Here is a 13,093-nt window from a genome sequence, read left to right as displayed (position 1 = left end):
GGCGGCGTTGACGGGCCGCTCCCGTCCGGTTCTACTCCGGCCGCACGTGGCGTGCTCCGCTGGGAGCGGCGCCAGGCGGCCGTTTCTTCCGGAGGCTCCCCGGTGATGGCCGGATCCCTGCCTGTCGAACCAGGATAGCGCGGGCGGTCGACCGGATATTCCGCAGGCCCGCGCCCCGCCTACCGGACCTGGGCGGGGTGTCGCTCGCCGAGGGTCCGGTTCGGTGCACACCAGCCGCACGGGGTGAAGCCGAGCTCGACGGCCTCGCTCACCGGCAGCGGGATCACCGGGCGGCCGGACAGCGCCCGGCAGGTCTGCACGTGGTAGCGCGGGTGCTCGTCGATGACCAGCACCTCGTCCGGCAGCCGCGCTACCAGGTTCGCCAGCGTCGGGTCGCGCGGTTCCTCGGGGGACTCGCCGTCCGCCGCGGTCGGCTCCTGCCCACCGGCGGGCCCGCCGCCGGCAGCCTGGTCCACCGCGGCCGTCTGCTCCGCCGGGGGCGCCTCGCCCGCACCGGCGGGGGCTCCCGCGGCCGCGGACGGGTCCGCCTGCGTGACGTCCGGTCCGGGCTCCTGCCCCGAGGCCGGGACGGCCGTCGTGGCCGCTCCCGCCGCTGCGGCGGCCCCGGTCAGGGAGGTCTGGCCGGCCGGTCCGGTCCCTCCGGTACCACCCCCGGCCTCGGCCGGGGACTGTCCAGGGGCACCCGTGGAGCCCACCGCGCGGGTCTGCTCGCCGGCGCCCGCGCCGAAACCGGAGTCGTCGCCCGGCCCACGCTCACCCGGTCCACGCTCACCCGGCCCACGCGCGCCGGAGCCACGCTCGCCGGCGGCACCGTCGCCCGCTCCGGCCGTGGCCGCCGCGACCGTCGCGGCACCTGCCCCGGTCGCGGTCGCGGGCGTCACGTCGTCGTGCCCTCCGGTGCCGGGCGAACCCGGCCCGGCACCCTCGGCAGGAGCACCCGACGCGCCGGCAGCGGCCGCGGCGCCGCTCTGCGCCGTGCTCCTCCCGGGGCCACCCGGGTCGCCGCCACGACCCGCGCTCTCCCGGTCCTGGGCACCTGCTCCCTCGGAGCCGACGCCGGCCACACCGGCAGCGTCGTGCGCCCGCGCCTCTGCGTTCGCCGGTGCACCGTCGTCCGCCCGTGCACCGACGGGGGATCCGGCACCCGCGGGGCCGGATTCGGTTACGGACGGTGACGAAGAACCACTCGAACGGGAAGCGACGGGCGGTCCCTCCGCAGAGCCGGGCGGCCGGACGACCGGCATCCGGATGGTCGCGTCGGACGCGTTCCCGGCGTCCGGCGGCGCTGCGGCCGCCCCGGCAGGACGCCCGGGTGCACCGGCACCGCCGGTCTCCGGGCGTACGACCGGCAGGACCTGGGTCGCCGGCTCCATGTCCGGTCCGGGGCCGGCCCCGGACCCGTCCGGTGTCGCACCCGGACCGCCGGTCTCCTCGCCTCCGACGCCCCCGGACCGGTCACCGGCCCGGACGGCGGACCGGGTCTGCCACCAGTCGTAGAGCAGGGCGAGGGCGGCGAGCAGGCTGATGCCCACCGACGTCCAGGCCAGTGCCACCACACCCAGGATCCATCCTGCGAGCAGCAGCACCAGCGCGATGACCACGAGGATCAGGACCAGCACCAGCATCGGCGAACTCCGTCGGTCGGCAGCGGCACCCGGCCGCTACCCGGTCGTCGTCGGTCGTCTCGGGCGCGTCGTCGCGCGCCGAGCCTCAGCTCCCGGTATCGGCCCGTTGGCCGTAACCGGAGGCGGCGTACCCGCCGTTCGAGCTCGACCGGTTCGTGGTGCTGCCACCGCCGGAGTTGCTGCCGTTGCCCGAGCCGCTCTCCGACGACGGCGCGGCGGACCCACGGCCCTCCAGGTCACGCAGCTGCGACTCCAGGTAGGTCTTGAGCCGGGTGCGGTACTCGCGCTCGAAGGTCCGGAGCTCGTCGATCTTCTTCTCCAGCACGGACTTGTCGCGCTGGATGGCACCCATGATCTCGTTCTGCTTGCGCTCGGCATCGCTGACCAGGCCCGATGCCTTGTCACGCGACTGCCGCTCGAGCGTCTCGGCCCGGGTGCGGGCGTCGTTGAGCATCGTCTCCGACCGCGAACGCGCGTCGTTGACCAGGCCGTCGGCCTTGGTCCGCGCGTCCGAGAGCAGCTGCTCGGACTTGGTCCGGGCGTCCGACAGCATCGTGTCGGCCTCGTTCTTGGCCTCGGCGGTGAGCCGGTCGGCCATCTCCTGGGCCAGGCCCAGGACCTTGGCGGCCTGCACGTGGTGGTCGCCACCGTCGGCGTCGGCGGGGACGGCGCCGGCCAGCTGCGGCGCGGGCGCGTTCGCGCCCCCACGGCCCATCGGCGACGGCGACGCCTGCTGCAGCGCCTGGGTCTGCGCCGGAGCCGGCTGGCTACGGGCCTCCTCCAGGTCGGCCTCGGCGTCGCCGAGGCGCTGCTCCAGCTGCGCGACCTGGTCACGCAGGTCGTCGTTCTCACCGATCAGCCGGGCCAGCTCGGCCTCGACCAGGTCGAGGAAGGCGTCGACCTCGTCCTCGTTGTATCCCCGCTTACCGATCGGGGGTTTGCTGAACGCGACGTTGTGCACGTCGGCGGGCGTCAGCGGCATCGGATCACCTCATGCGGTCCTCGGCGGCACTCCCGGGTGACTGGGGCTCATCCCAGGAGCTGTGATCTGACGGCGGTCATCGCGATGAACACCACCAGCACCAGCACCATAATCGACAGGTCCAGTCCCACGCCTCCGATACGGACCACAGGGATCACTCTCCGCAACAACTTGACCGGAGGATCGGTGACGGTGAACACGACCTCGAGCGCCACCGCGGGCGGGCCGGCCGGCCGCCACTGGCGCGCGAAGGAACGGACCATCTCGACGACGATCCGGGCCGCGAGCAGCAGCCAGAAGAAGAACAGGACGTAATAGACCAGGAAGCCGATGGCGGTGGACACGCCTCTAATCCTGTCGGAAAGCCCCGCGCTCGGCGAGCCTGCGGGCGTCGTCGGCCGACACCTCGACGTCGGCCGGGGTGAGAAGGAACACCCGATCGGTCACCTTGTCGATCGACCCGCGCAGCGCGAACGCCAGGCCGGCGGCGAAGTCGACCAGGCGTTTCGCGGCCGCACCGTCCAAATCGGTCAGATTCATGATGACCGGGACACCGTCGCGGTAGCGCTCGCCGATCGTGCGCGCCTCGTTGTAGCTGCTCGGGTGCAGCGTGGTGATCGAGGCCGGGCCGGCGGCCGTGCGGTCGCGCTGCTCCGGGACCGGCGCGACGGGTGCGACGGGTGCGGCGCGCTCCTCGCGCTGCGCCTCGCGCGAGGGGCTCCCGAAGGCGTCCGGGTCCATCGCGAGCGAGCCGCGCACGGCCGCGCCGGGACCCCCGCCGGAGCCGCCCCCGATGGGGGTCGGCAGCGCACCCCGGTCCCCCGGGAGCGGTCCCGTGTCCCGCTCACCGCGGGAATCCGGCCGCACGGCGCGCGCCGGGCGGACCGGCTCACGCGACGTACGGCCGCCCCAGCCGTCGTCGTAGGCGGCGGGGGCGTCGTAGCGGCCGTCGTCGTAGCCGTCCGGGTCGGCGAACCGGCCTCCACCACCGGACCAGCGGTCACCGCGCGGGCCCGGGTGCTGGTCGTGGCCACCGTGCGCGGCTCGGAAGCGCTCCGGTTCGTCCGCGTAGTCCATCTCGTCGGCCGGGACCATGCCGAAGTAGGCCTTCAACCGGTACATCGCGCTCATCCGCTGTCCCCTCGCAGTACTGCTCGATTCCGTACGCGCACACCGGCGCGCGCACCCGCGTTCTGGCGACGGTCTCGCCGATGGCCCGGTACCCGCACCGACCAGCGATTACTCGGAGGCTATCCGCCGGTCCCCCACAAGAGCCGTACCGACACGCACCACGGTCGATCCGTGATCGACCGCGAGTTCCAGGTCCCCGCTCATCCCGGCCGACAGCTCGGTCGCCGACGGGTGCCGTTCGCGGAGTCGGCGGGCGGCCTCGGCGATCGCGGCGAAGGCGCGCGCGGGCTCGCGGTCCAGGGGGGCGACGGCCATCAGGCCGGCCAGTTCGAGGCCGGGCAGGCCCGCGACCAGGTCGCTCAGCTCGTCCAGGTCGCCGTCGGGAACGCCGCCGCGGTGCGGGTCGCCGTCCACACTGTACTGAACGAGCACCGGGAGCGGCCCGGACCGCTCACCGCGCTGCTCCGCCCGGCCGACCTCCTTGTCGATCGCCCGGGCCAGCCGGGGCGAGTCGACGGACTCGATCCGCGTCACCCACGGGAGCACCGCCCGTACCTTGTTCCGTTGCAGCCCGCCGACGAAGTGCCAGCGCGGATCGGCGTCCGGGCGCAGGGCGGCCACCTCGGCGACCTTGGTTCCGGCCTCCTGGGCCCGGTTCTCGGCGAAACCGGTCAGCCCCAGGTCGATCAGGTCGGCGACGTCGGAGGCCGGGACGGTCTTGGTGACCGCCAGCAGCGAGACCGCGCCGGGGGCCCGCCCCGCGGCCCGGCAGGCCGCGTCCAGGCGCGCGCGGACGGCGTCGAGCCGTTCCTTCAGTTCCGTCGTGCGTTCGGGAGGGTTCGAGTCGGCCACGGCCTCATCGTGCCGCGCGGCCCGGGGAACGGCGAGCGTCGCTCGTGTCACGCGGGTCGAGCCAGGTGATCGCGGCCTGCCGGCCGCAGCGCCCCTCCCGGCGGTGGCTGTACAGGTCCGGGTCCTCGACGGTGCAGCGCGGGTCGGTCCCGACCCGGCGGACACCGAGATCGGCCAGCCGCCGGGTCAGCCCGGCGCGCAGGTCGAGCCCCGCGGTCCCGGTCCGGGTGGTGGACGCGCTGCCCGGCAGCACCGCCTCGACCTCGTCGCGCATCGCCGCGGGGACCTCGTAGCAACTGCCGCAGACCGCCGGTCCGAGGAGCACCTCGATGCGGTCGGCCTCGGCGCCGAGCGCGGTCATCTCCTCGAGGACCGCGTCGAGCACGCCCGACGCGGCACCCACCCGGCCTGCGTGCGCGGCTCCCACGACGCCCGCGGCCGCGTCCCCGAGGAGGACGGGGACGCAGTCGGCGGCGAGCACGGCGATGCCGAGCAGCGGGACGTCGGTGACGACGGCGTCGACGTCGGGGATGTCCGGGGCGACACCGCCGGTCCCCGGCCGGGCCCGCGGCGGCTCACGGAGCACCGCCACGTCGCGGCCGTGCACCTGGGTGAGGAACACCAGCCCGGACAGGCCCAGCTCGCGGACGACCCGGGCCCGGTTCGCGGTGACCGCACCGGGGTCGTCACCGACCCCGAGGGAGAGGTTGAACCGGGCGAACGGGCCGGTGGACCGGCCGCCCGCCCGGGTCGTCATGACGCGGCGGACGCGCACGCCGGACGGTGACGGTTCGACCGGCACCGCCGTCAGCGCCGCATGAACGGCGGGACGTCCACCTCGTCATCGGCCTGGCCGGACTGGCCGGACTGGCCGGACTGGCCGGACTGGCCGCCCTGCTCCTGGGCCGGGCGGGACGACCCCGCCGCGGCGGTGCCGGACGTCCCCGGCGCCGGCGCGGCCGACGCCGAGCCTGCCGAGCCGTCGTACCCCGGTGCCGCGGCATCGCTGCGGACGTCGGGCTGGCGCGGTGCCGGCGCGGCCGGCTGGGCGGGCGGGAGCACGCCCGTGCGCTCCGGGGCGGCCGGGACCGACGTGGGCGCGTTCGGCGAGGTCGGCGTGCCCGCTGCCGGGGCGCCGGCACCGTAGGCCGGGCCGCCGCTCTGGCCCTGGGGCGGCTGTGCCTGGGGCGGCTGCGGCTGGGTGGGCTGCGACGCGGGAGCCTGCTGCTGCGTCTGGACCGGCTGCTGGGGCTGCGCCGGGGCCTGCTGCGCCGGCTCGGCGGGCTTCTCGGTGCCCTGCCGGAACACCGCGGGCTCGAGCTTCTTGTGGGTCGGCGTACCGCCCTCGAAACCGGCCGCTATCACGGTGATGCGCACCTCGTCACCGAGCGAGTCGTCGATGACGGTCCCGAAGATGATGTTCGCCTCGGGGTGGGCGGCCTCCTGGACCAGCGACGCCGCTTCGTGGATCTCGAACAGGCCGAGGTCCGAGCCGCCGGCGATGGACAGCAGCACCCCCTGGGCGCCGTCCATCGAGGCCTCGAGCAGCGGCGAGTTGATCGCGCTCTCGGCGGCCTGCACCGCGCGACCCTCGCCGCGGGCCGACCCGATGCCCATCAGGGCGGAGCCGGCACCGGACATGACCGACTTGACGTCGGCGAAGTCCAGGTTGATCAGACCGGGCGTGGTGATCAGGTTCGTGATGCCCTGCACACCGGAGAGGAGCACCTCGTCCGCGGAACGGAAGGCGTCCATCAGCGAGACGCCCACGTCACCGAGCTGCAGCAGCCGGTCGTTCGGGATGACGATCAGCGTGTCGCACTCGTTGCGCAGCTGCTGTATGCCCTCCTCGGCCTGCCCGGCACGCCGCCGGCCCTCGAAGGTGAACGGCCGGGTGACGACACCGATGGTCAGCGCACCGAGCTTGCGGGCGATCGACGCGACGACCGGCGCGCCGCCGGTGCCCGTGCCGCCGCCCTCACCGGCGGTGACGAAGACCATGTCGGCCCCCTTGAGGACCTCCTCGATCTCCTCGGCGTGGTCCTCGGCGGCCTTGCCACCGACCTCCGGGTTCGCGCCGGCGCCGAGCCCACGGGTGAGCTCGCGGCCGATGTCCAGCTTCACGTCGGCGTCCGACATCAGGAGGGCCTGGGCGTCGGTGTTCACCGCGATGAACTCCACGCCCTTGAGGCCGACCTCGATCATGCGGTTGACGGCGTTCACGCCGCCGCCACCGATGCCGACGACCTTGATCACGGCCAGGTAGTTGTGCGGGGGCGTCATGCGCGGCACCTTCCAGTCGCTCGGGGGGTCCGGTCCAGCTCCGGGTGCCCCGGGCCTTCGCGGGAGGAACGCTAGGTCGCGCCCCCGGCCCGGGTCCAGCAGGCGCGCCGCGCGTCGGCAACACCCCGCCCGGGTGGTTCGCGGTCCCCGGTCACGTGAATCGCACTCGGTTGCCGCGCGATCACACTACGCCGATCGGCGGTGCCGGTCCGTGCTGCGGGGAGGTAACCGTCCCTGCCCCGAGGGGCACCCTCGTAGCGCCAGGTGCCCCGAGGGTGCCCCTGGGGGCACACGGCGGGGCGGGCCCGGGCCGGAGCCGGGGCGTCACGGCGGCGCCGGGCCCGGCTCAGCCGTCGCGGACGGTGACCAGGGCAGGGCTGGACACGTCGTACACCGCGCCCTCGCGGGTCAGCAGCGGCTCCAGCACGGCGGCGCGCTCCGCCGTCGCGCCGGTGTCGGCCCACGGCCCCCACAGCACCCGGCGTTCCTCGGTCAGGACCAGCTCGAAGGTGCTGCCGCCCGGTCCCAGTGCCAGTGCCTGCACCTGCTCGCGGACCGGCTGCGGCAGGGCCTGCAGCACGGCGACGGCGGCGCGGGTGGCCGGGTCGTCCGGGGCGACGCGCGGCAGCTGCAACCGGGGCAGCCGCATGTCCGGCTGCGGGATCCGGTAGACGAACCCGCCCGCGTCGACCAACTGCGGGCCCTCGGGGGTGTCGAGCAGCGCGACCGGGACGCGTTCGGTCACCGTGACCGAGAGCGTGTCCGGCCAGGACCGCCCGACCTCGACCGCGGACACGCCCGGGATCGCGGCCACCCGGGCGGTCACGGCGCCCGTGTCGACGGCCGCCAGCGGGGTGCCCGGGTCGATGCCGGCGGCGTCCTCGACGTCGCGGACGGGGATCTGCCGGGTGCCGGTCACCTCCACGGAGGCGACGGCCGGGCCCCAGCGGGCCAGCGCCCACCAGCCGGCCGCGGACACACCGAGCAGCACGACGACGACGGTGGCGAGCAGCGCGATCGCGCGCCGGCGCCGGTAGCGGGGGTCGCGGGGTGCGCGGGCACGCTCGGCCGCCCGGGTGGCGGGGCGCTCGCGGACGGCCGCACCCCGGCCCCCGGAGCGTCCGGGACGACCGGAGCCGCCCGGGTCGCCCGAGCGTTCGGCCGCCCGGCGCTCGCGGATCCGGCGGGCCCGTTCGGCGGCGCGCCGCTCCTGCTCGGGGGTGCGGTGGGTGCCGCCGCCCGGGCGGTCGTCGCCGCCGCCGCCGCCGTCGTCGCTGCCCATCGCGCCCCCGTCCGTCGTCGTCCTCCGGGCCGTGCTCCCCGGCCGGTCACGTCCTGCTCAGTCCCCGCCTCCGGCGAGCTCGCGCAGGATCTCGGGGCCGAGTGCGGTCACGTCCCCGGCCCCCATCGTGATCACCGTGTCACCGTCGACGGCGAGCCCGGCGATCGCCGCGGGGGCCCGCTCCCAGGACGGCGCGCGGTGCACCCGCTCGGCCGGCAGCCGGACCTCGTCGGTGATCAGCGCCGGGCCGACGCCGGGTTCGGGGTCCTCCCGGGCACCGTAGACGTCGAGCACCATCACCTCGTCCGCGAGCGACAGCGACGCGCCGAACTCGCGCGCGAACAGCCGGGTCCGCGAGTAGAGGTGCGGCTGGAAGGCGACCAGCACCCGTCCGCGCCGGCCGTGCACGACCGGGGCCGCCTCGCGGGCGGCCCGCAGCGTCGCGGCGACCTCGGTGGGGTGGTGGGCGTAGTCGTCGTAGACGGCCACGCCGCGGACCCGGCCCTTGAACTCGAACCGGCGCTGGACGCCGCCGAACCCGGTGAGGCCCTCGAGCAGCGTGGCCGGGTCCTGGTCGACGACGACGCCGGCGAGGAACGCGCCGAGCGCGTTGAGCGCCATGTGCTCCCCGGGCACCGACAGGACGAGCTCGTGCTCGGTCCCGGCCCACCGGAACGTGACCCGGGCCCCGGTGCCGTCCGGGGCGAAGTCGAGCAGCCGGGCGTCCCGGGAGCCGACGGCGGTCCGGCCGTAGCGCAGCACGGTGATCCCGGCCCGCTCGGCGTGCACCGCGACGTTCTCGGCGCCGGGGTCGTCGGCGCAGGTCACGAGCGTCGCCCCCGGGACGAGCCGGTCCAGGAAGCGTTCGAAGGTCGCGTAGTACGCGGCGGCGTCACCGTGGTGGTCGAGATGGTCGGGCTCGACGTTGGTGACGATCGCGACCGAGGGGGCGAACGCGGTGAAGGACCCGTCGCTCTCGTCGGCCTCGACGACGAAGACCTCCCCGGAGCCGTGGTGCGCGCCGCTGCCGGACACCGACAGGTCGCCGCCGATGGCGAACGACGGGTCGGCGCCGGCGTGCTGCAGGGCGACCGTGACCATCGACGTGGTCGAGGTCTTGCCGTGCGTGCCGGCGACGGCGATCAGCCGGCGGCCCTCGGTGAGGTCCGCCAGCGCCACGGCCCGGTGGATGACGTCGAGGCCCTGCGCCCGCGCCTGCGCCAGCTCCGGATTGGTCTCCCGGATCGCGGTGGAGACGACGACGGTCGGGGGCTCCTCCCCCGCGGCCTGCAGATGACCGGCGTCGTGCCCGATCTCGATACGGGCACCGAGCGCGCGCAGCGCGGTGACGGTGCGGGACTCGCGGGCGTCGGACCCGGAGACGGTGATCCCGCGGGCCAGCAGGATGCGCGCGATGCCGCTCATCCCGGCGCCGCCGATCCCGATCAGGTGCACATGCGTGCCGAGCACGGTCACCGCCCGGCCACCTCCATCACGATCCTGGCCAGCTTCTCGTCGGCCTCCCCGTGCCCGGCCGCCTTCGCCCGGCGGCCCATCGCGAGCGCGAGGTCCGGGTCGGTGAGCATCGGGATCAGTTCGTCGACGGCCCGCTCGCCGTTCATGTCCTCGTCGGCCACCAGCTTCCCGCCACCCGCCTGCACGACGGGCCGGGCGTTGAGCGCCTGCTCGCCGTTGCCGTGCGGCAGCGGGACGTAGACCGCGGGCAGCCCGACGGCGGTCAGCTCGGCGACGGTGGTCATCCCGGACCGGCCCAGCACGACGTCGGACGCGGCGTAGGCCAGGTCCATCCGGTCGATGTAGGGCACCGGGAAGTAGCCGGGCCGCGGTTCGGCCGGGGTGCCGGTGCGCCCGTGGGCGTGCAGCACCGCGATCCCGCGGTCGGTGAAGGCGGGCAGCGCCTCGGCGACGGCCTCGTTCAACGTGCGGGCACCCTGCGAACCACCGAACACGAGCAGCACCGGCCCGTGCGGGGGCAGGTTGAAGTACGTCCGGGCCTCCGGGCGCAGCGCGGCCCGGTCCAGCGTGGTGATCGCCCGGCGCAGCGGCATGCCGACGACCTCCTCGTGCGCGAGGCCGGTGCCGGGTACGGCGGTGGCGACGGCCGCGGCGAACCGCGCGCCGACCTTGTTGGCCAGGCCGGCCCGGGCGTTCGCCTCGTGGACCACGATCGGCACCCGGTTGCGGGCACCGAGGTAGGCGGGCAGCGAGACGAACCCGCCGAAGCCGACGACGACGTCGGCCTCCACCGACTCCAGCACCTCGCGGACCCGCCGGACGGCGCCGCGGACGTTGCCGGGCAGCTTCAGCAGGTCGGCCGTGGGCTTGCGGGGTAGCGGCACCGGCGGAATCAGCTCAAGCGGGTAGCCGCGGGCCGGGATCAGCTGGGTGTCGAGGCCCTTCTCGGTGCCGAGTGCGGTGACCCGTGCGCCCGGGACGAGCCGGCGGATCGCGTCGGCGACGGCCAGTGCCGGCTCGATGTGACCTGCGGAGCCTCCGCCCGCGACGACCACGGACAGCGCACCCGACGCCGGCGCCGGTGCCTGCTCACCCGCCGGACGGGTGGTGGCGGGCGGGAAGGCGCGGGTGCCGTCCGCCCCGGGGTCGCCCGGTCCGCCCGGCCCGGCCGGGCCGCCGGGGGCCCCGGACCCGGCGGGAGCGCCGGGCATGCCCGGGCCACCGGGTCCTGCGGGGTGTCCGGGGCTTCCGGGCGCTCCGGGGCCGCCGGGCATGCCGGCACCGCCGGGCGCGCCCGGTGTGCCCGGTCCGCCGGGGTCGGTGAAGTTGACGGGTCGGCCGGGGCCCCACGGGCCCGGGCGATGCTGCTGGCCCGGCTGGCCCGGCTGGCCCGGCTGGCCCGGCTGGCCCGGCTGGCCCGGCTGGCCCGGCTGGCCCGGCTGGCCCGGCTGGCCCGGCTGGCCCGGCTGGCCCGGGAAGTGTTGCCGGTCTCCGGCCGGTCCCGGCATGCCGGGCTGGGACGGCTGCGGACCGGGCTGCTGGGGCGCGCCGGACGGTTCCGCGGAACCGGGCCACGGCGGCCGGCCCTGCTGTGGCCGGTTCGGGTACGGCCCACCGGGCTGCCCCGGCCCGCCAGGTGGGGCGAACCCGGGCTGCGGCTGACCGGCCGACGGCGCCCCGGGCTGTGCCCCGCCGAACTGGGGGCCACCGGCCTGGGAGCCGCCGGCCTGGGAGCCACCCGCTTGGGGGCCGCCGGCCTGGGGCCCGCCGAACTGGGGACCACCGGCTTGGGGACCACCGAACTGCGGCCCACCGAACTGCGGGCCACCCTGCTGTGGCCGGTCGAACGGCGGCCGGGCGTGCGGCGCCCAGCCGGGACGCGGCTGTCCCGGCTGTTCCTGTCCCGGCTGTGGCTGCCCCGGGTGCTGCTGGGGCCGGCCGTCCTGCGGCTGACCGGACGGCTGGGCGTAGGCGACCCGACCGTGCTGAGGCGTCCGGTCCGCCGCGGCGCGGTCGGCCCCGCCGACCGGAGCCTGGGCAGCACCGGCAGCGACACCGTTCGCGGCGGGATCATCGGCTCGTCCGGCCACACCGGACTCGTCCCCGGGCGCACCGGACCCGCCCGGTACGGAGGCAGGGCCCGCTCCGGTCGTCGGGAGAGCAGTGGTGCCGGCCTCGGCCGGGCTCTGCGCGCCGGTCCGGGTCTGCGGGTCGGTGGACGGACCGGACGCCTCCACCGGTCGCTGCGGACCGGTCCCCGACGTCGGGGTCCGTTCCGGGATCCCGCTCTGGTCCGGGGCTCCGGCCCGGTCCGGGGTCGACGCCTGCGCACCGGGCACCTCGGCACCGCGGGTCACGGCCGCCTGAGCACCGGAGCCGGACACCCCGGCCTCACTGGAACCTGCCGCCTGCGCCTCCGCGCCGGACACCCCGGTACCGCGGGGATCTCCCGGCGGCGTTTCCGCGCCGGGCACCCCGGCCTCGCGGGGCCCTGCCGTCTGCGCCTCCGCGCCGGGCACCTCGGTCCCGCGGTCCAGGCCCGCCTGCGCGGACCCGCCGGACACCTCGGCTCGCCGGGGCAGGGACGGCTGCGCACCGGGTCCGGGTCCCTCCGCGCGCTGCGAGCCGCCGTTCTGCAGGTCACCGTTCTGCAGGCCACCGTTCTGAGAGTCACGGTCGGCGGGTCCCGGACGCCCCGGCGCCTGCGCACCGTGCGGCCCGGTTCCCGTCGGCTCCGGGTGTCGCGGCCCGGACGGTGTGAAGAGCCCGCCCGGCGCCATCGCACCAGGGGGCACCGGGCCGGGCGGTCGCACCCCCGGCGGGCCACCGGGGCCACCGGGTGCTGTCCCCGCTCGGCCGGCTCCGGGCGCGGTGCGATCACGGTCGCCGGTGGGCCCGCTACGGGCGGCCCCGTGGGGGCCGGCCTCGTGCGGTCCCGCTCCATTCGGGCCGACGCCATGCGGCCCCGCACCGCGTGGGTCGGCGGCGTGCGGGTCGACACCGTTCGGAGCCGCTCCGTGCGCCTCACCCCCGTGCCGGTCACCACCGTCCGGGCCCGCATCGAACAGATCGGCACCGTGGGGTCCGGCACGGTGCAGGTCGGCACCGTGGGGGTCCGCACGGTAGGAGTCGGCGCCATTCGGGCCGGCCCGGTACGGGTCGACACCGTTCGGGCCCACACGGTCCGGGGCGGCACCGTACGGATCAACACCGTTCGATCCGGATTCGTACGGGTGAGCACCATTCGGACCGGCACCGTTCGGGCCGGCGCCATCCTGGCGCGCACCGTACGGGTCCGCACCGTTCGGGCCCACGCCGTTCGGGACGGCAGTGTTCGGACCAGCACCGTTCGGGCCAGCAGCGTTCGGACTGACACCGTTCGGACCAGCAGCGTTCGGGGTCGCACCGTTCACCCCGGCACGGGGGCCGTCGCCCATCGTG

11 protein-coding genes are annotated in these 13,093 nt (G+C 76.2%); 1 reads left to right on the top strand and 10 read right to left on the bottom strand.

Annotated features, from left to right (window positions below; genetic code table 11):
* Window positions 1-179: 179 nt before the first annotated feature.
* From BM093_RS20735 to BM093_RS20690, 10 genes are all read right to left on the bottom strand, one after another.
* On the bottom strand, window positions 180-1,646 hold the full coding sequence (locus BM093_RS20735) for a hypothetical protein (protein WP_093347204.1): 1,467 nt from the start codon (window positions 1,644-1,646) through the stop codon (window positions 180-182).
* Between the two features lie 85 nt (window positions 1,647-1,731).
* Window positions 1,732-2,628, bottom strand: a complete 897-nt coding sequence (gene wag31 / locus BM093_RS20730; RefSeq protein WP_093347201.1) for a DivIVA-like cell division protein Wag31 — start codon at window positions 2,626-2,628, stop codon at window positions 1,732-1,734.
* 47 nt (window positions 2,629-2,675) lie between these two features.
* Entirely contained in the window at window positions 2,676-2,972 is a 297-nt protein-coding gene (locus BM093_RS20725) for a YggT family protein (protein WP_093347198.1), read from the bottom strand.
* Window positions 2,973-2,976: 4 nt separating this feature from the next.
* Window positions 2,977-3,759, bottom strand: coding sequence for a cell division protein SepF (locus BM093_RS20720; RefSeq protein WP_093347195.1), 783 nt, complete (start codon window positions 3,757-3,759; stop codon window positions 2,977-2,979).
* 108 nt (window positions 3,760-3,867) lie between these two features.
* Window positions 3,868-4,611 (bottom strand): YggS family pyridoxal phosphate-dependent enzyme, encoded by a 744-nt coding sequence (locus BM093_RS20715; protein WP_093347192.1) that lies wholly within the window; start codon window positions 4,609-4,611, stop codon window positions 3,868-3,870.
* A 4-nt stretch (window positions 4,612-4,615) separates the two neighbouring features.
* A complete protein-coding gene (gene pgeF / locus BM093_RS20710) occupies window positions 4,616-5,386 on the bottom strand; it encodes a peptidoglycan editing factor PgeF (RefSeq protein WP_093347352.1) in 771 nt (256 codons plus the stop codon).
* 32 nt (window positions 5,387-5,418) lie between these two features.
* Window positions 5,419-6,894: a cell division protein FtsZ gene (ftsZ, locus tag BM093_RS20705; RefSeq protein ID WP_093347189.1), complete on the bottom strand. Its 1,476-nt coding sequence runs from the start codon at window positions 6,892-6,894 to the stop codon at window positions 5,419-5,421.
* 346 nt (window positions 6,895-7,240) lie between these two features.
* Window positions 7,241-8,176 (bottom strand): cell division protein FtsQ/DivIB, encoded by a 936-nt coding sequence (locus BM093_RS20700; protein WP_093347186.1) that lies wholly within the window; start codon window positions 8,174-8,176, stop codon window positions 7,241-7,243.
* A 57-nt stretch (window positions 8,177-8,233) separates the two neighbouring features.
* Window positions 8,234-9,652, bottom strand: coding sequence for a UDP-N-acetylmuramate--L-alanine ligase (gene murC, locus BM093_RS20695; RefSeq protein WP_281248717.1), 1,419 nt, complete (start codon window positions 9,650-9,652; stop codon window positions 8,234-8,236).
* On the bottom strand, window positions 9,649-10,863 hold the full coding sequence (locus tag BM093_RS20690; RefSeq protein WP_093347184.1) for a UDP-N-acetylglucosamine--N-acetylmuramyl-(pentapeptide) pyrophosphoryl-undecaprenol N-acetylglucosamine transferase: 1,215 nt from the start codon (window positions 10,861-10,863) through the stop codon (window positions 9,649-9,651). Before BM093_RS20690 ends, murC begins: the two co-directional genes overlap by 4 nt.
* A gap of 955 nt (window positions 10,864-11,818) precedes the next feature.
* Here BM093_RS20690 and BM093_RS20685 point away from each other — a divergent pair.
* On the top strand, window positions 11,819-12,019 hold the full coding sequence (locus BM093_RS20685) for a hypothetical protein (RefSeq protein WP_143105450.1): 201 nt from the start codon (window positions 11,819-11,821) through the stop codon (window positions 12,017-12,019).
* The last annotated feature ends 1,074 nt before the right edge of the window (window positions 12,020-13,093 follow it).

Source organism: Pseudonocardia ammonioxydans (assembly GCF_900115005.1).
Classification (GTDB): Bacteria; Actinomycetota; Actinomycetes; order Mycobacteriales; family Pseudonocardiaceae; genus Pseudonocardia; species Pseudonocardia ammonioxydans.
This window is presented reverse-complemented; position numbering and strand designations above follow the sequence as displayed.

Excerpts from the sequence above, each read along its gene's own strand:
- BM093_RS20735 (WP_093347204.1), bottom strand. The coding sequence starts at position 1,646 with ATGCTGGTGCTGGTCCTGATCCTCGTGGTCATCGCGCTGGTGCTGCTG.
- wag31 (WP_093347201.1), bottom strand. The coding sequence starts at position 2,628 with ATGCCGCTGACGCCCGCCGACGTGCACAACGTCGCGTTCAGCAAACCC.
- BM093_RS20720 (WP_093347195.1), bottom strand. The coding sequence starts at position 3,759 with ATGAGCGCGATGTACCGGTTGAAGGCCTACTTCGGCATGGTCCCGGCC.
- ftsZ (WP_093347189.1), bottom strand. The coding sequence starts at position 6,894 with ATGACGCCCCCGCACAACTACCTGGCCGTGATCAAGGTCGTCGGCATC.
- BM093_RS20700 (WP_093347186.1), bottom strand. The coding sequence starts at position 8,176 with ATGGGCAGCGACGACGGCGGCGGCGGCGGCGACGACCGCCCGGGCGGC.
- BM093_RS20690 (WP_093347184.1), bottom strand. The coding sequence starts at position 10,863 with ATGCCCGGCGCTCCCGCCGGGTCCGGGGCCCCCGGCGGCCCGGCCGGG.